Genomic DNA, 16,993 nt, shown 5'->3' with positions numbered 1-16,993 from the left:
AACAGCGGTGCGCACCCCCAGCACCCGCGCAGCACCTGCAACACCCGCAACATCTGTACGGCAACTGCTACACCCGCATCACCCACCCAGCGAACTGCAGTACGGCGAAGAGGAGCGGTACGTGAGCGAGAGCAGTGCGGAGGCCGTCGCGGAAGCCGCTGCGGCGGCCGTCGCCTCCGCCACGGGGGCGGCCGGGAGCTGGCGCAGGGCAACCGGCATCGCCGGTACCGCGATAGGTGTGCTCGCCGCGGGCGCGGCCGCCGGTGTCGCGATCGAGCGGATGACCGTGGGCCGCGGGATGCGCAGGAAGGCCCGGCTGGCACTGGACTCGACGGGGCCGTACGGCGCGCTGCGCGGCACCCCGGGCAAGGCGATCGCGGACGACGGCACCGAGCTGTACTACGAGGTCGACGACGTCGAGCCGGAGGGCGGACCGGCGCCCCGGCGCCGCCGGCTCTTCGGCCGCAAGGCGCCCGCCCCGGTCACCGTGGTCTTCAGCCACGGCTACTGCCTCAGCCAGGACTCCTGGCACTTCCAGCGGGCGGCGCTGCGCGGCGTCGTACGGACCGTGCACTGGGACCAGCGCAGCCACGGGCGGTCCGGGCGGGGCGTGGCCCAGAGCCGGGACGAGGCGCCCGTCACCATCGACCAGCTCGGCCGCGACCTCAGGGCCGTCATCGACGCCGCCGTGCCCGACGGGCCGATCGTGCTGGTCGGCCACTCCATGGGCGGCATGACGGTGATGGCGCTGGCCGCCCAGTACCCGGAGCTGATCCGCGACCGGGTCGTGGCCACCGCCCTGGTCGGCACGTCGTCCGGGCGGCTCGGCGAGGTCAACTTCGGGCTGCCGCTCGCCGGTGTGAACGCGGTGCGCCGGGTGCTGCCCGGAGTGCTGAAGGCGCTCGGCACGCAGGCCGCGCTGGTGGAGAAGGGGCGCCGGGCCACGGCCGATCTGTTCGCCGGGGTCATCAAGCGGTACTCGTTCGCGTCCCGGGACGTCGACCCGGCGATCGAGCGGTTCGCCGAGCGGATGATCGAGTCCACGCCGATCGACGTGGTCGCCGAGTTCTACCCGGCCTTCACCGACCACGACAAGACCGAGGCCCTGGCCCGGTTCGCGGACATGCCGGTCCTGGTGCTGGCCGGGGTCCAGGACCTCGTCACGCCCAGTGAGCACAGCGAGGTCATCGCCGATCTGCTGCCCGACGCCGAGCTGGTCCTCGTCCCGGACGCCGGGCATCTGGTCATGCTGGAGCACCCGGAAGTGGTCACCGACCGGCTCGCCGACCTGCTGACCCGCGCGGGTGCCGTGCCCGCAGGGGCTACCGTAAGTGGCTATGGAAGCAGCACCAGCAGCGCCGCACGACCCGGCTGAGACCGAGCTGATCATCAACGCTCCCGAGCAGATGCGGGAGTTGGGCCGTCGCCTGGCCAAGCTGCTGCGCTCGGGCGACCTCGTGATGCTCAGCGGTGAGCTCGGCGCGGGCAAGACGACGCTCACCCGCGGGCTCGGCGAGGGGCTCGGTGTGCGGGGCGCGGTCACCTCACCGACCTTCGTGATCGCCCGGGTGCACCCGTCCCTGGGTGACGGACCGCCGCTCGTCCACGTCGACGCGTACCGGCTGGCGGGCGGCCTGGACGAGATGGAGGACCTGGACCTCGATGTCTCGCTGCCCGAATCGGTGATCGTCGTGGAGTGGGGCGAGGGCAAGGTCGAGGAGCTGACCGACGACCGGCTGCAGGTGGTGATCCACCGGGCCGTCGGCGACACCACGGACGAGGTACGGCAGGTGACGCTCACCGGGCTCGGCGAGCGGTGGGCGGACGTGGACCTCTCGGTGCTGTCGGCCTGAGCGGCCCCGAGCGGCCTGAGCAGCCTGAGCGGCCCGATCCGAAGGACGCCCTGCCCGGAGATTCCGACAAGCCGTCGGCAAGATATTGCGTCGGACGTCCCGGGCGTGTTCACATGGTATCCAGTCCGTGGTTAGGCGTACCTAACTACGCCCGCCCCCGCTCGTCAGGAGGCGTCCATGTCCGCTGCTCAGCCCGGGGCGCAGCCCCCGCCTCATCCGGTCGCCGGGGTGTCCATGCGCGATCTGCTGGCCTCGTGCGTGGCTGCGGACGCGGTCTCCAAGCCGCCGCGCGAGCCCGAGCCGAGCGCGCCGAAGCCGGCGCGGGAAGGGCGGGCGGCCGCTTAGCGCCGTACGGCACCAGCAGGGCCTCGGCTAACGGATCACGACGACCCGTACGCCGATCGTCGCGAACTTCCACATCTCGTTCCCGTCCGCGCGCCGCTCCCGGATGCCGCCCGTCTTCACGGTCGTGTCGGGATCCGCGGCGGAGGGGTCCACGGCGGCGCTGAAGCCGATGACCACATCGTCCACGCTGGTGAAGCGCACGACGTGCTCGACGGGGATGCCGTCGGTGCCGGTGACCGCACGCGAGCGGGACATCACCGCGTACGAGCCCGGGAGCGGGTCGACGCTGCCCGGGGTCACCTTGAAGGTGCGGCGCACCTTGCCGTTCTCGCCGACCAGCCACACCCGGTCGTCGTCCACCGAGTACACGACACGTTCACCCGTGCCCGAGCCGCCGGGCAGGGCGGTGGGGTGCTTGGTGTCCCGGGGCGCCTTCGTGGCCGCCGGCGCGGGCGAGGCGCTCGACGAGGGCCTGTCGCCGAGATCGGCCGGGACGGTGGCCGATGCCTGGTAGGCGAGGAATCCGACCGTCCCGACGGCCGCCGCGGTGAGCCCGGCCACGATTCCCGCGCTGGTCCCTGCCACGTGCGCCCACCTCTGCCTCGCGTCATATGTCGTACTTCGTCCAGACGGTAGCAGTCGGTGACCGTGTCACCGGGGCGGCCGTGCGAGCGGCGCGGGAGCCGTAGGCTGTTCGCGTGCTCTTGCTCGCTCTGGATACCGCCACCCCCGCCGTCACCGTCGCCCTGCACGACGGTGAGGCCGTCATCGCCTCGTCCAGTCAGGTGGACGCGCGCCGGCACGGCGAGCTGCTCCTGCCGGCCGTCGACCGTGTGCTGACCGAGGCCGGGCTCAAGCTGGACGCCGTCACCGCGGTCGTCGTCGGCATCGGACCCGGCCCCTACACCGGACTGCGCGTCGGCCTGATGACCGCAGACACCTTCGGGCTCGCGCTCGGCGTCCCCGTGCACGGTGTGTGCACGCTCGACGGCCTCGCCTACGCCTCCGACATCGAGAAGGGCCCCTTCGTCGTGGCGACCGACGCCCGGCGCAAGGAGGTCTACTGGGCCGAGTACGCCGACTCGCGCACCCGGCTCACGAATCCGGCGGTCGACCGGCCCGCCGACATCGCCGACCGGGTGGCGGGGCTGCCCGCCGTCGGCGCGGGGGCGCTGCTCTACCCCGACACCTTCCCGAACGTCCACGAGCCCGAGCATGTCTCCGCCGCCGCCCTCGCCTCGCTGGCCGCCGAGAAGCTGGCCGCGGGCGAGGAGCTGCCGGAGCCCCGGCCGCTGTATCTGCGCCGCCCCGATGCCCAGGTCCCCAAGAACTACAAGGTGGTCACCCCCAAGTGACCGAGCCCGTACGCTCCCGACTGCGCGAGATGCGCTGGTGGGACATCGATTCCGTCCTCGAACTGGAGAAGGACCTCTTCCCCGAGGACGCGTGGTCGCGCGGCATGTTCTGGTCCGAGCTGGCGCACGCCCGGGGCCCGGAGGCCAGCCGGCGGTATGTCGTCGCCGTCGAGGGCGACCGGATCGTCGGCTACGCGGGCCTGGCCGCCCAGGGCGACCTCGGCGACATCCAGACCATCGCCGTGGCCCGTGACCACCAGGGCACCGGTCTCGGCGGACTGCTGCTGACCGAGCTGATGCGCGCGGCGACCGCCTTCGAGTGCGCCGAGGTGATGCTCGAGTGCCGCGTCGACAACGTCCGGGCGCAGAAGCTCTACGAGCGCCACGGCTTCGAGCCCATCGGCTTCAGGCGCGGCTACTACCAGCCGGGGAACGTCGACGCCCTGGTCATGCGACTGACCACCCGATCCGACAGCGGCTCCGCCGACGGGTCGACCTCCGTACAAGGAACCGAGATCAATGACTGACGAACCGCTGGTCCTGGGGATCGAGACCTCCTGCGACGAGACCGGCGTCGGCATCGTCCGTGGCACCACCCTGCTGGCGGACGCCGTCGCCTCCAGCGTCGACGAGCACGCCCGCTTCGGCGGGGTGGTGCCGGAGGTGGCGTCCAGAGCGCACCTGGAGGCGATGGTGCCGACCATCGACCGGGCGCTGAAGGACGCGGGGATCAGCGCGAGGGACCTGGACGGCATCGCGGTGACCGCCGGTCCGGGGCTCGCGGGCGCGCTGCTGGTCGGTGTGTCGGCGGCCAAGGCCTATGCCTACGCCCTCGGCAAGCCCCTCTACGGCGTGAATCACCTCGCCTCCCACATCTGCGTGGACCAGCTGGAGCACGGCGCGCTGCCGGAGCCGACGATGGCGCTGCTGGTGAGCGGCGGCCACTCCTCGCTGCTGCTGTCCACGGACATCACCTCCGACGTCCGCCCGATGGGCGCCACCATCGACGACGCGGCGGGCGAGGCCTTCGACAAGATCGCCCGCGTGCTGGACCTGGGCTTCCCGGGCGGCCCGGTCATCGACCGCTACGCACGCGAGGGCGACGCGGACGCGATCGCCTTCCCGCGCGGTCTGACGGGCCCGCGCGACCCGGCGTACGACTTCTCCTTCTCGGGCCTGAAGACGGCCGTGGCCCGCTGGATCGAGGCCAGGCGGGCGGCGGGCGAGGAGGTGCCGGTGCGCGATGTGGCGGCCTCCTTCCAGGAGGCGGTCGTCGACGTCCTGACCCGCAAGGCGGTGCGCGCCTGCAAGGACGAGGGCGTGGACCACCTGATGATCGGCGGCGGTGTGGCCGCCAACTCCCGGCTGCGGGTCCTGGCCCAGGAGCGCTGCGAGGCGGCGGGCATCCGGCTGCGCGTGCCGCGCCCCAAGCTGTGCACGGACAACGGCGCGATGGTGGCCGCGCTGGGCGCGGAGATGGTGGCGCGCGGGCGGGCGGCGTCCGGCTGGGACCTGTCCGCGGACTCCTCGCTGCCGGTGACGGACCCGCACGTGCCGGGCACCACCCACGACCACGCCCATGTGCACGAGGTCGGCGTCAGCAAGGAGAACCTCTACTCGTGAGCGTCGCACTGATGTGGGAGGCGAGGGCGACGGAGGGCCGCGGCGAGGACCTCGCGACCTGGGTCCGGTCCCAGGAGCTCCCGGCTTCCCCACTCCGCCGGGAAACCTTCCGCGCTCCCGAGGACCGGGTCCTGGTCATCACGTGGTGGGAGGCCCCACTCGACGCAGACCTCCCCGAACTCCCCGAGCCCCCGGCCGACTTGACCTCCCGGCCGGTGCACCGGTGGCGGTTCGAGTCGATGGGGGAGGACTAGCGTTCTTGAATGGATGAGGTCGGTCGCCTTCTGGAGGGCGCGGTCGTCGGGTCCGTCGGGCGGGCCGTGGATAGGGGGGTGGTCGAGTTCGCCGGGCCGGAGGGTCAGGTGCTCATGGTTCACCTCCAGTGCCCCTTCCGGATTCTGCAGGGCGGGAAGCTGATCCTGGGGTTGCAGGACATGACGTACCCGCAGAAGGGCGCCGGGCCGGACGCGTTCGACCGGTTCGCGACGGTCTACGACGCGCGTGCCGAGACCCTGAACCGGGGGCTCGCCGCGCTGCGGCCGCCGGTCACTGCCGTGACGGTCGGCCCGGCGGGTGCCCTCGCCGTGACCTGGGAGCCCGGGTTCCGTCTGGAGGCCTTCCCCGACTGCTCGGGCAGGGTCGAGGCCTGGCGGGCCTTCGCCCGGGGCGGGGAGCACTACGGCTTCCCTCCGGGACCGGTCTGAGGCGGCCGTCCGTCAGGCGTGTTCCCGGGTCTCGCAGCGCAGTCGGCGGTCGGGACCGAGTGGCCGTACCGGGCCGGTGAGGGTGAGGTGTGCCGTGTGCCGTACCTCCGCGCTGGACGACGCCAACCGCAGTTCCAGCGTGCCCGGTTCGACCACGCGGGTGCCTGAGCGGTCGGTGAAGGACGAGAGGTCCGCGTGGAAGTGGAAGGTCAGCCGGCGGGACTCGCCGGGCGGCAGGTTCAGGCGGTGGTAGCCGATCAGGCGTACGTCGGGGCGGGTCACCGAGGCCACCGGGTCGTGCAGGTACAGCTGGACGACCTCCGTGCCCTCGCGGTCGCCGGTGTTGCGGACCGTGAGTGAGAGGGCGTACGAGCCGTCCGTGCCGATCTCCGGGGTCGTGCCCTCGAAGTCCTCCCAGGCGAACGTCGTGTACGAGCGGCCGTGGCCGAAGGCGTACAGCGGGGTCGGGTCCAGGTTGCTGACCTCGCCCGCCAGGCCCAGTGGGGGCTGGAGGTACGTCCACGGCTGGCCTCCGGGGGCGCGCGGCACGCTCACCGGCAGCCTTCCCGAGGGGTTCACCCGGCCGGACAGGACGCCCGCCACCGCGGGGCCGCCCTCCTCGCCCGGGAAGAACGCCTGGACCACCGCTGCCAGCCGGCCGTCCCAGCGGCCCAGCGCGTACGGGCGGCCGGTCAGCAGGACCAGGACGACGGGGACGCCGGTGCCCAGCAGCACGTCGAGGAAATCGCCCTGTGCGCCAGGGAGTCGGAGGTCCGTCACGTCGCAGCCCTCGCCCGACGTGCCCCGGCCGAACAGGCCGGCCCGGTCGCCCAGTACCGCCACGCACACGTCCGCCTCCGAGGCCCGTGCCACCGCCTCCTCGAAGCCGGACCGGTCCGGGTCGGACACTCCGCAGCCCTCCGCGAACGTCACCTTGGCGTCCGGGAGTTCGGTGCGCAGGGAGTCGAGGAGCGTGGGGATGTCCACGCCCGTGGGGACGTCGGGGTGGTGGGTGAGGACATGGGAGGGGAAGGAGTAGCAGCCCAGCATGGCGAGGGCGTCCGCCGCCCGGGGGCCGACCACCGCGATCCGTGTGTCGGGGGCCAGCGGGAGCAGGCCGTCCGGGTTGTCCAGGAGGACCACGGACTCCTCCGCCAGGCGGCGGGCCAGGGTGCGGTTCGCCGTCGAGTCCAGGTCGATCGGGCCCGCCGGTTCCGGCTGCCAGTCCTCGTCCAGCAGGCCCAGCTCGCACTTCTGCAGCAGCACCCTGCGGGCCGCGCGGTCCACCAGCGACTCCGGGACCGTTCCGGCGCGTACGGCCGCCACCAGCGGCTTTCCATAGCACTTCAGTGTCGGCAGCTCGATGTCGATGCCCGCCTCCAGCGCCCGGTGCGCCGCCTCGGCCGGGCTGCCGGCCACCCTGTGCAGGGTCTCCAGGAAGCCGATGCCGAAGTAGTCGGCGACGACCGTGCCGGTGAATCCCCAGTCCTCCCGCAGGAGTTCGGTCAGCAGGCGCGGGTCCGCGGAGGCCGGGACGCCGTCCGTCTCGTTGTACGCCGCCATCACCGAGCGGGCGCCGCCCTCGCGCAGGGCCATCTCGAACGGGGGGAGCGTGACGTCCGCGAACTCCCGTACGCCCGCCCGGACGGGGGCCAGGTTGCGTGCGCCCGCCGAGGACGCGTACCCGGCGAAGTGCTTGAGCGTGGCGATGATCCCGACGGCCTCCAGGCCCCGGACGTAGGCCGTGCCGATCGTGCCGACCAGGTACGGGTCCTCGCCGATCGTCTCCTCCACCCGGCCCCAGCGGGGGTCGCGGACCACGTCCAGGACCGGGGCCAGGCCCTGGTGGACGCCGACCGAGCGCAGGTCGTGGCCGATCCGCCGGCCCAGCTCCTCGACCAGCGGCGGGTCGAAGGTGGCACCCCAGGCCAGCGGCACCGGGTAGGCCGTCGCGCCCCAGGCGGTGAAGCCCGCCAGGCACTCCTCGTGGGCGACCGCGGGGATGCCGAAGCGGCCCGCGGCGGCGATCCGCCGTTGTGCGCGGGCCAGGGCCTGGGCGCCGAGCGCCGGGTCCACGGGGGCCGTGCCGAAGGAGCGGGTCAGCTGGCCGAGGCCGAGGGTGATCAGCAAGTCCCAGTCGTCGGCGGAGCCCGCGGTCATCTCGCGCTGCAGCGGGGCGACTCCCTCACCGTCCGTGGCGGCGCCCACCCACACGCCGTACAGCTGGGCGGTCTTCTCCTCCAGGGTCATCCGGGAGAGCAGGTCGGCGACGCGGGTGGCGGCGGGCAGGGCGGGGTCGCGCCAAGGAGCGGTGGTCATGAAACTCCCGTCGGGATAGAGGTGATCACTTGCCGCCCACGCCCATCAGCCCGCCGACCAGCGCGCGGCGCGCGACCAGGTACACGGCGAAGATGGGGATACCGGAGAGGACGACCGAGGCGAGCAGGGCGGGGATGTTCACGCCGAACTGGCTCACGTAGTTGAACAGGCCGAGGGTCAGCACCCGCGGACCGTCGGACTGGGTGAAGATCAGGGGGAAGAGGAAGCCGTTCCAGGCCTGGAGGGCGGAGTAGATGACGACCGTGCTGATTCCGCCCTTGGCCAGTGGGACGACCAGCTGGAACAGCATGCGGGTGGGCGAGGCGCCGTCCAGGGCCATCGCCTCGTACAGCTCCTCCGAGATGTCGCGGAGGGTGCCGGTGAGGATCAGCACCGACACCGGCATGGCGAAGGCGGCCGTCGGCAGGACGACCGCGAGGAGGCTGTCGTAGAGGTCCAGTTTCGCGATCATCAGGTAGAGGGGGACCACCACGGCCTGCGCGGGGATCGCCACGCCCAGCAGGAACAGCCGGAAGGCGGAGCCGGACCAGGCATTTCGGGTGCGTACGGCGACGTGGGCGAGCGGGACGCACAGAACCAGGACGATCGCCACGACCGCCGCCGCCACGATCGCGGTGTTCGCCAGGAAGTGACCGAAGCCGTTGTGCAGGACGGTGTTGTAGTTGTCCAGGGTCGGGTCGGTCGGCGGCTTCAGGGCGTTGTTGCCGAGGGCCTGGTCCTGGCGGGTGAGCGAGGCCGAGATCATCGCGTAGATCGGGACGAGCACGACCGCCAGCCAGATGACCGCGCCCAGGCCGGCCAGGGGATTGGCACGCCTGCTCCAGTGCCCGCGGCGGCGCCGGGCGGCCGGCTTCGCGAGCGGCTCGCCGGTCTTCACGGGGCGGGGCAGCGTATCGTGTGACACTCCGTCACATTCCTTCCCGTGTGCTGCGCATGGCGCCGAAGCCGGTCAGCCGCACCATGACGAGGGAGAGCGCCGTGGCCGCCACCACCAGGAAGGACGCGACGGCGCTGGCGTAGCCGAAGTCGTAACTCTTGAAGCCCGCCTCGTACATCAGGTACGGCAGGATCGCCGTGTCGGTGCCGGGGCCGCCCTGGGTGAGGATCAGGACGGTCTCGAAGTAGGTCAGCGAGCCGACGATCATCAGCACGCTCGACGTCGTCGCCGTGTTGCGCAGCTGGGGGAGCGTGATCGAGAAGAACCGGCGGTAGCGGCCGGCGCCGTCGATCGCGGCCGCCTGGTAGAGGACGTCGGGGATCTGCCGTGCCCCGCCCTGGTAGATCAGGGTGTGGAAGGGGATGAACTGCCAGCCGCCGACGAAGACGATCGCGAGGAAGGCACCGCTGGTGGAGCCGAGTGTGTCCTGCTGGATGATGCCGAAGTTCGGGTCGAGCAGGGCGTAGAAGAGCAGTGAGATCGCCGTCGAGGACAGCAGGAACGGGACGAAGAAGACCGCGGAGAGGATCGCGCGGTTGCGCTGCCGGCCCGCCGCCCAGACGCCCAGCAGCAGGGAGACGACCGTCTGGAAGGCCCAGCTCGCCAGCGTCAGCAGGACGGTCACCGTCAGGGACTGGGTCAGGCGCGGGTCGTCGATCAGCTTCTGCCAGTTGGCGAGGCCCACCGGCTCAGGGTCGCCCAGGCCGTTCCACTTGGTGAAGGACAGATAGAAGGCCAGGGCCATGGGGGCGATGGCGAAGAAGGTGAAGAACAGGACGCCCGGGAGGGCCCACGCGGCATGCGGGCGTCCTGCCTTCGTGGCGGTACTGGCGCTCACTTCAGCCCCTGGAGCGCCGACACGAACTGGCTGGGCGAGGACTTCCCCACGAACAGCTTGTTGATCTCGGTGAGCATCGGCGTCGAGACGTCCGGGTCCACGGCCTGGTCCCAGCTCAGGGTGAAGGCCGGGGCCTGCTGCACCATCTGGTACTGGAACTTGGCGAACTCGGGGTTCGGCGAGGCGTCGAGCAGCTTCTCCGCGTTCGAGGTGGTCGGGATGTCGCCGTTGGCGACCAGGTCCTTGGCGTACGCCTCGGACGCGCAGTCGCGCAGGAAGGCGATCGCCGCGTCCTTGTTGGACGTACGGGCGTTCACGGACCAGTAGTTGGTGGGGTTGCCGACGACGTTGCGGATGTCGCCGGCGCCGCCCTCGACCTTCGGGAACGCGCACCAGCCCAGGTTCTGCCTGGCGAAGTCGGGGAACTTGCCGAGCTGCGTCGAGTACTCCCAGGAGCCCATCAGGTGCATGGCCGCCTTGCCCTTGGCGAAGACCGCGGGCGCGCCGCCGTTGACGTACGACACCGAGCTGAAGCCCTTCCCGAAGGCGCCGTCGTCGATGAGCTGTTTCACGGTCTGGGCGGCCTTCAGCACCGCCGGGTCGCCCCAGCCGGAGGAGTCGCCGTTCTTGATCTTGTCGAAGACCTCGGGCCCGCCGATGCGGTCGGTGAGGTACTCCAGCCACATCAGCTCGGGCCAGATGTCGGCGCCGCCGAGGGCGAAGGGGGTGATCCGGGCCTTCTTCAGCTTGCTGTTGATGTCCAGCAGCTGGTCGAACGTGGTGGGCGGCTGGAGCCTTTGCTCGGCGAAGACGGACTTGTTGTAGAAGAGGATCACGGGCTGCATGCCGCGCATGGGGATGCCGTAGTTGCGGCCGCCGAGGCCGCCCGCCGCGAGGACCGAGGGCAGGAAGCCGTCCTTGAGGACCGGGTCGGACCCGATGGTGTCGGTGAGGTCGACCAGCTGGTTCGCGTCCTTGTACGCCTTGATCGAGCCGCCGCCCCAGTTGAAGAACACGTCGGGCGCGTGGGGCGAGCCCATCGCCGTGCGCAGCTTGGCCGGGTAGTCGGAGCCGGGCACCTTCTCCAGCTTGATCCTGCCGTTCGCCTTCTTCGCGGCCGCCGAGGCATTGAACCGGCTGATCGCCTTGACCTGCACCTTCGCCGCGTCGTCGCCGTACACGAAGGCGGTGAGCGTGCCGCCGTCGCCGGATCCGCCGGAGGAGCCGCAGGCCGAGAGTCCGGCGGTGAGCAACGTGGTGGCGCCGGCGCCGAGCATCCAGCGCCTGCTGAAAGTACGCCCGCCGTTGGACGTCTGGGACTCCATGACAGCACCTCTCGTACGAATGTTTCGATCGGAAGAGCGAATGTTCCGGGAACGTATGGCCAGACAGAGGCTTCGTCAAGGGGTCGCGCAGGGATACGATCGCGGGCATGAAGCCACCGAAGCCCGCAGAAACGCAGACCGCGACACTCGCCGAAATCGCCCGTGAGGCCGGCGTGTCCGCTCCGACTGTTTCGAAGGTCCTCAACGGCCGCGCCGATGTCGCCCCCGCCACCCGCACCCGGGTCGAGGAACTGCTGCGCGCCTACGGCTACCGGCGCCGCCGGGCCGAGGCTTCCCGCTCGCCCCTGATCGACCTGGTCTTCCACGAGCTGGAGAGCGCCTGGGCGATGGAGGTCATCCGGGGTGTGGAGAACGTGGCCCGGGACGCCGGCCTGAGCGTCGTGCTGTCGGAGTCCGCCGGGCGGCTCACTCCCGGCCGGACCTGGGCCGACCAGGTCGCCGCCCGCCGCCCGCACGGGGTGATCCTGGTCCTGTCCGGGCTCGACGAGTCCCAGCGCGCCCTGCTGACCAGCAGATCGATCCCGTTCGTGGTGATGGACCCGGCCGGCGACCCGGGCGCCGACGTGCCGTCCATCGGCGCCACCAACTGGCAGGGCGGCCTCGCCGCCACCCGGCACCTCGTCGACCTCGGCCACACCCGCATCGGCGCCATCAGCGGACCGTCACGGATGATGTGCAGCCGCGCCCGGGTCGACGGCTACCGGGCGGCGCTGGAGACGGCCGGCCTTCCGGTCGACCAGGGCCTGATCAGGACGGGCGACTTCCACCACGAGGCGGGCTACCGGCTCGGCCTCGAACTGCTGCGCCGCCCGGACCGGCCCACCGCCGTCTTCGCGGGCAACGATTTGCAGGCGCTCGGGCTGTACGAGGCCGCACGCGAGCTGGGGCTGCGCATCCCGGAGGACCTGAGCGTGGTCGGCTTCGACGATCTGCCGGTGGCCCGCTGGGTGGGGCCGCCGCTGACGACCGTACGGCAGCCGCTCATGGAGATGGCCGAGGCGGCGGCGAAGCTGGTGCTCGACCTGGGGCGCGAGGCGGAGTCCTCGACGGCGACCCGGGTCGAGCTGGCGACGAGCCTGGTGGTCCGCAGCAGCACGGCGGCGCCCGCGGAGTGAAGCGCAGTGAAGTGGGTGGCCGGAAGTTGACATATTGACGAGTGGTGCGCGTGCCCCGACACTCCTCGGCAGTCAATCGGTTGCACGGCCGAAACTTTCGGAGGCGCCCGCAATGAGAAGAACGCTCGCAATCGGAAGAAATCTGCGGACCGGCTTATCCCTGGCGTCGCTCGTGGCCGGGCTCGCACTGCTGCTCACCGCACCCGCGGCGCACGCAGCCGACACCCCGCTGCGCGATCTCGCCGCCGCCAAGGGCAAGGTCATCGGCACGGCGGTCACCGGCTCCAAGCTCACCGGGACCTATGGCGACCTCGCCGGGGCGCAGTTCGGCTCGCTCACCCCCGGCAACGCCATGAAATGGGGCACGGTCGAGCCGACCCAGGGCTCCTTCAACTGGACCGAGGCCGACCAGATCGTCGCCTTCGCGCAGGCGCACAACCAGCAGGTGCGCGGCCACACCCTGGTCTGGCACAGCCAGAACCCGAGCTGGCTGACCAACGGCAGCTGGACGTCCGCCCAGCTGAACGGCCTGCTGCAGAACCACATCAGCACGGAGGTGACCCGCTACAAGGGCAAGATCGCCGCCTGGGACGTGGTCAACGAGCCCTTCAACGAGGACGGCACCTACCGCTCGACGCTCTGGTACAACGGCCTCGGCTCCGGCTATATAGCCAGCGCCCTGAACTGGGCGCACACCGCCGATCCGAACGCCAAGCTGTACATCAACGACTACAACGTCGAGGGCGTCAACGCGAAGAGCACCGCCCTGTACAACCTGGTCAAGTCCCTGAAGGAACAAGGGGTTCCGATCGACGGCGTGGGCCTGCAGGCGCACCTGATCCTCGGCCAGGTCCCGGCCACGCTCCAGCAGAACATCCAGCGCTTCGCCGACCTGGGCGTGGACGTGGCGATCACCGAGCTGGACGTCCGCATGGCGCTGCCCTCGGACGCCACCAAGCTGGCCCAGCAGGCCGCCGACTACAAGTCGGTCGTCGCCGCCTGCGTGGCCGTGACCCGCTGCGTCAATGTCACCGTGTGGGGCTTCACCGACTCCGACTCCTGGGTGCCGAGCACCTTCCCGGGGTACGGGGCGGCGACGCCGTACGACGAGAACTACGCGCCGAAACCGGCGTACAACGGGATCGCGGAGGCTTTCGGCGGCGGCACGACCACACCGCCTCCGACCGGCGCCTGCACGGCGACGTACAGCGTGACCAGCCAGTGGAACACCGGGTTCACCGGGCAGGTGCGGATCTCCTGCTCCGGTGCCTCGCTGGCGTCCTGGAAGGCGAGCTGGACGTACGGCGCGGGCCAGCGGATCACCCAGGCCTGGAACGCCACCTGCACCCAGTCCGGCGCGGCGGTCTCGTGCGTGAACGCCTCGTACAACGGGTCGGTCCCGGACGGTGGTTCGGTGACGTTCGGGTTCAACGCGTCGTGGAGCGGCAGCAATCCGGTGCCCACGGTGACGCTGGGCTGAGCCTCGGCCGAGCCCGGGCTGAGGGGGCGCTGAGAAGCGTGAGATTTTCCGAAGAAAACGGCTTCTCGCCCCGGAACCTAACAGTCCCCTAATAATTCGGACTTACGTTCTTGCCGTGACCGTACACGACGAGAACGGCGACGAGCGCAGACGGTTGGGCCGGCGGTCGAGGGTACTGAAGGCCGCCGGTCTCACCCTGGCGGGTGTGCTGGTGCTCGGCATCGCCGCCGGGGGCTGGGCCTACTGGCACCTCAACAACAACATCAAGAGCGTCGACATCAACAGCGCCCTCGGTGACGACCGTCCGGCGCGAGCGGTCGTCACCCCGTCCGCCTCCGCCTCGGCCTCCCCTCTGCCCACCGGGGCCGTGAACATCCTGGTCCTGGGCTCCGACTCACGCAGCGGCAAGGCGAACAAGGAGCTCGGCGGCGGCAGCAGTTCGGGCGCCCGCTCCGACACGGCGATGGTCGTGCACATCGACGCGGGCCGCACCGAGGCCACCGTCGTCAGCATCCCGCGCGACACGCTGGTCACGCGCCCGTCCTGCCCCCTGTCCTCCGGAGGCTCCACGGCGCAGGCCTACAACGCCATGTTCAACAGCGCCTATTCGGTGGGCGGCCCGGTGTGCGCGGTCAAGACGGTCGAGTCGATCACGGACGTCCGCATGGACCACTACATCGAGATCGACTTCTCGGGCTTCGCGAAGCTGGTGAACGCCCTGGGCGGAGTCACGGTCACCACCGACGAGGACATCGACGACGACAAGAGCCATCTGCACCTCGCGGCGGGCACCCACCATCTGAACGGCAAGCAGGCACTGGCGCTCGCCCGCACCCGGCACGGCATAGGCGACGGCAGTGACCTCGGCCGGATAGGCCTCCAGCAGAAGCTGGTGAAGGCCCTGCTGGAGCAGATGGCGGCCACCGACCTGCTCACCGACCCGGCCAAGCTGTACCGGGTCGCCGACGCGGTGACCTCCAGCCTGACCATGGACACCGGCCTCGACTCCCTGAAGGAACTGACGCGCCTCGGCCAGAGCCTGAAGGGGCTGTCCTCCGACCACGTGAGAACGCTGACGATGCCGGTGGTCACGGCCCCGTCCGACCCCAACCGCGTGGTGGCGAAGGAACCGGCGGCGAGTGAACTGTGGGACTCCTTGCGGGCGGACTGAATCGCCCTACGACCTGCGGAAACTCCCGAGGAAGCCGGGACGTGGAAAAAATCTTCGGAGAATTTCGGGGTGCGTGTCGATTCGGGTGTCTCCCGTTCGACGCATGGGTGAGAGGCGGGGAGAGGCCCCGCCGATCGGACTTGAGGAGCCACCATGCCCCGCTATCTGTCGCTCGTGCGGATCGACGAGTCCACCGCCCCCGCTGACGGCCCCAGCCCCGAGCTGATGCAGCGGATGGGCGAGCTGATCGAGGAGATCACCAAGGCCGGCGTCATGCTCGACACCGCCGGGCTGACCCCCTCCGCCCAGGGCACCCGCGTGCGCTGGGAGGGCGGCGAGCTCTCCGTCACCGACGGGCCGTTCACCGAGTCCAAGGAAGTCATCGGCGGCTACGCGCTCATGCAGTGCAAGGACAAGGCCGAGGCCCTGGAGTGGGCCAAGCGGTTCCTGAAGGTGCACGAGGCGCACTGGACGGTGACCTGCGAGGTCCGCGAGATCGCCGAGGGCTGACATTTCTTGGCGTACGGCCGCCGACGGTGTTGCATGGTGGGCTGTGGAACAGCAGCCCACCGAGCAGCCTCCCGAGCAGCCCCCCGCCTCCCGGGCGATCGAGACCGTCTTCCGGCTGGAGTACCCGCGCGTCATCGCCGGCGTGACCCGTATCGTCCGCGATGTCGGTATCGCGGAGGAGCTCGCGCAGGATGCCCTGGTCGCTGCCCTGGAGCAGTGGCCCGGGGACGGTGTGCCCGACAACCCCGGTGCCTGGCTCATGGCCACCGCACGGCACCGTGCCGTGGACCTGGTGCGGCGCCGCGAGCGCTATGCCCGCAAGCTGGCCGAGATCGGCCGGGACCTGGAGACCACCGCCCCGCCGCACGAACCCGCCGACCCGGCGGACATCGACGACGACCTGCTCCGTCTGGTCTTCACCACCTGCCACCCGGTGCTGTCCGCCGAGGCCCGGATCGCCCTCACCCTGCGTCTGCTGGGCGGCCTGACGACGCCCGAGATCGCCCGCGCCTTCCTCGTGCCCGAGCCGACCGTCGCGCAGCGGATCGTGCGCGCGAAGCGCACGCTGGCCACGAAGAACGTCGCTTTCGAGGTTCCGTACGGGCCCGACCGCGAGGCCCGTCTCGGCTCCGTGCTCGACGTCATCTATCTGATTTTCAACGAGGGGTACGCGGCCACGGCCGGGGACGACTGGCTGCGCCCCGCCCTGTGCGAGGACGCCCTGCGCCTGGCCCGTGTCCTGTCCTCCCTCATGCCGAAGGAACCGGAGGTCCACGCCCTGACCTCGCTGCTGGAGTTCCAGGCGTCCCGCGCCGCCGCCCGCACCGGCCCCGACGGCGCACCGGTCCTCCTCAGGGACCAGAACCGCCGCCGCTGGAACCGCATGCTCATCGCCCGCGGCATCAAGGCCCTCGCCCGCGCGGACGCCACGTCCCCCAAGCTCTCGGCTTCGCTCGAGCAGGGGGGACTTCCATCCGGCGCACCCGGCCCGTACGCCCTCCAGGCCGCGATCGCCGCCTGCCACGCGCACGCGTACTCCTACGAGGAGACCGACTGGACGACCATCGCGACCCTCTACGGCCTGCTCGCCGCCCGCGCCCCGTCCCCGGTCGTCGAACTCAACCGCGCGGTCGCCGTGTCCATGGCCGAGGGCCCGGGCCCGGCCCTGGTGATCATCGACGCCCTCGCCGCCGAACCCGCGCTGCGCGACTACCACCTGCTGCCCAGCGTCCGCGGCGACCTGCTGGCCCGCCTCGGGCGTACGGCGGAGGCGCGCGCCGAGCTCGCGCGGGCCGCCGAGCTCACCCGCAACGCGCGGGAGCGGGAGCTGCTGGCCGCGCGGGTGAGGGAGCTCGACCGGCAGCCATGACCGACAC

General features: G+C 71.2%; 18 protein-coding genes. 13 read left to right on the top strand and 5 right to left on the bottom strand.

Features of this window, described 5'->3' with window-relative positions; genetic code table 11:
- Positions 1-121 precede the first annotated feature (121 nt).
- From ACFY1J_RS33340 to ACFY1J_RS33330, 3 genes are all read left to right on the top strand, one after another.
- Positions 122-1,375: an alpha/beta fold hydrolase gene (locus ACFY1J_RS33340; protein WP_390732502.1), complete on the top strand. Its 1,254-nt coding sequence runs from the start codon at positions 122-124 to the stop codon at positions 1,373-1,375.
- Complete coding sequence (tsaE, locus tag ACFY1J_RS33335; RefSeq protein ID WP_363293675.1) at positions 1,338-1,853, top strand: tRNA (adenosine(37)-N6)-threonylcarbamoyltransferase complex ATPase subunit type 1 TsaE; 516 nt, start codon at positions 1,338-1,340, stop codon at positions 1,851-1,853. The genes ACFY1J_RS33340 and tsaE overlap by 38 nt, the downstream gene beginning before the upstream one ends.
- Before the next feature lie 177 nt (positions 1,854-2,030).
- On the top strand, positions 2,031-2,198 hold the full coding sequence (locus ACFY1J_RS33330; protein WP_390710204.1) for a hypothetical protein: 168 nt from the start codon (positions 2,031-2,033) through the stop codon (positions 2,196-2,198).
- A 27-nt stretch (positions 2,199-2,225) separates the two neighbouring features.
- Here ACFY1J_RS33330 and ACFY1J_RS33325 read toward each other — a convergent pair whose 3' ends face one another.
- Positions 2,226-2,783: a hypothetical protein gene (locus ACFY1J_RS33325; RefSeq protein WP_390710203.1), complete on the bottom strand. Its 558-nt coding sequence runs from the start codon at positions 2,781-2,783 to the stop codon at positions 2,226-2,228.
- Positions 2,784-2,896: 113 nt separating this feature from the next.
- Here ACFY1J_RS33325 and tsaB point away from each other — a divergent pair, with 113 nt between their 5' ends.
- Genes tsaB through ACFY1J_RS33300 form a run of 5 tightly spaced genes read left to right on the top strand, consistent with a single transcriptional unit; the run spans position 2,897 to position 5,880 of the window.
- On the top strand, positions 2,897-3,553 hold the full coding sequence (gene tsaB, locus ACFY1J_RS33320) for a tRNA (adenosine(37)-N6)-threonylcarbamoyltransferase complex dimerization subunit type 1 TsaB (RefSeq protein ID WP_390710202.1): 657 nt from the start codon (positions 2,897-2,899) through the stop codon (positions 3,551-3,553).
- The gene (rimI, locus tag ACFY1J_RS33315; protein WP_390710201.1) at positions 3,550-4,080 is read left to right on the top strand and encodes a ribosomal protein S18-alanine N-acetyltransferase; all 531 of its coding nucleotides are present in this window, start codon (positions 3,550-3,552) and stop codon (positions 4,078-4,080) included. The genes tsaB and rimI overlap by 4 nt, the downstream gene beginning before the upstream one ends.
- Complete coding sequence (tsaD, locus tag ACFY1J_RS33310; protein ID WP_390710200.1) at positions 4,073-5,176, top strand: tRNA (adenosine(37)-N6)-threonylcarbamoyltransferase complex transferase subunit TsaD; 1,104 nt, start codon at positions 4,073-4,075, stop codon at positions 5,174-5,176. Before rimI ends, tsaD begins: the two co-directional genes overlap by 8 nt.
- Positions 5,173-5,430: a hypothetical protein gene (locus ACFY1J_RS33305; protein ID WP_390732501.1), complete on the top strand. Its 258-nt coding sequence runs from the start codon at positions 5,173-5,175 to the stop codon at positions 5,428-5,430. Before tsaD ends, ACFY1J_RS33305 begins: the two co-directional genes overlap by 4 nt.
- Positions 5,431-5,439: 9 nt before the next feature.
- Complete coding sequence (locus tag ACFY1J_RS33300; protein WP_390732500.1) at positions 5,440-5,880, top strand: hypothetical protein; 441 nt, start codon at positions 5,440-5,442, stop codon at positions 5,878-5,880.
- Between the two features lie 12 nt (positions 5,881-5,892).
- On the opposite strand, the gene ACFY1J_RS33295 is transcribed toward ACFY1J_RS33300, so the two are convergent.
- From ACFY1J_RS33295 to ACFY1J_RS33280, 4 genes are read right to left on the bottom strand one after another with little or no spacing between them, the layout of a single operon-like run.
- Positions 5,893-8,199, bottom strand: coding sequence for a glycoside hydrolase family 3 N-terminal domain-containing protein (locus ACFY1J_RS33295; protein ID WP_390732499.1), 2,307 nt, complete (start codon positions 8,197-8,199; stop codon positions 5,893-5,895).
- Positions 8,200-8,224: 25 nt separating this feature from the next.
- Positions 8,225-9,124: a carbohydrate ABC transporter permease gene (locus tag ACFY1J_RS33290; protein WP_390732498.1), complete on the bottom strand. Its 900-nt coding sequence runs from the start codon at positions 9,122-9,124 to the stop codon at positions 8,225-8,227.
- A 4-nt stretch (positions 9,125-9,128) separates the two neighbouring features.
- Entirely contained in the window at positions 9,129-9,995 is an 867-nt protein-coding gene (locus tag ACFY1J_RS33285) for a carbohydrate ABC transporter permease (RefSeq protein WP_390710195.1), read from the bottom strand.
- The gene (locus ACFY1J_RS33280; RefSeq protein ID WP_390710194.1) at positions 9,992-11,320 is read right to left on the bottom strand and encodes an ABC transporter substrate-binding protein; all 1,329 of its coding nucleotides are present in this window, start codon (positions 11,318-11,320) and stop codon (positions 9,992-9,994) included. The genes ACFY1J_RS33285 and ACFY1J_RS33280 overlap by 4 nt, the downstream gene beginning before the upstream one ends.
- A 107-nt stretch (positions 11,321-11,427) precedes the next feature.
- Here ACFY1J_RS33280 and ACFY1J_RS33275 point away from each other — a divergent pair, with 107 nt between their 5' ends.
- The 5 genes from ACFY1J_RS33275 (at position 11,428) to ACFY1J_RS33255 (ending at position 16,986) form a co-directional block, all read left to right on the top strand.
- Positions 11,428-12,456: a LacI family DNA-binding transcriptional regulator gene (locus ACFY1J_RS33275; protein ID WP_390710193.1), complete on the top strand. Its 1,029-nt coding sequence runs from the start codon at positions 11,428-11,430 to the stop codon at positions 12,454-12,456.
- Positions 12,457-12,568: 112 nt separating this feature from the next.
- On the top strand, positions 12,569-13,936 hold the full coding sequence (locus ACFY1J_RS33270; RefSeq protein WP_390732497.1) for an endo-1,4-beta-xylanase: 1,368 nt from the start codon (positions 12,569-12,571) through the stop codon (positions 13,934-13,936).
- 115 nt (positions 13,937-14,051) lie between these two features.
- On the top strand, positions 14,052-15,107 hold the full coding sequence (locus ACFY1J_RS33265; protein ID WP_390732496.1) for an LCP family protein: 1,056 nt from the start codon (positions 14,052-14,054) through the stop codon (positions 15,105-15,107).
- 153 nt (positions 15,108-15,260) lie between these two features.
- Positions 15,261-15,617: a YciI family protein gene (locus tag ACFY1J_RS33260; protein ID WP_263211691.1), complete on the top strand. Its 357-nt coding sequence runs from the start codon at positions 15,261-15,263 to the stop codon at positions 15,615-15,617.
- Positions 15,618-15,660: 43 nt separating this feature from the next.
- A complete protein-coding gene (locus tag ACFY1J_RS33255; RefSeq protein ID WP_390710190.1) occupies positions 15,661-16,986 on the top strand; it encodes an RNA polymerase sigma factor in 1,326 nt (441 codons plus the stop codon).
- Positions 16,987-16,993 lie beyond the last annotated feature (7 nt).

This window comes from Streptomyces sp. NPDC001406 (assembly GCF_042895285.1).
In the GTDB taxonomy this organism is placed as follows: Bacteria; Actinomycetota; Actinomycetes; order Streptomycetales; family Streptomycetaceae; genus Streptomyces.
This window is presented reverse-complemented; position numbering and strand designations above follow the sequence as displayed.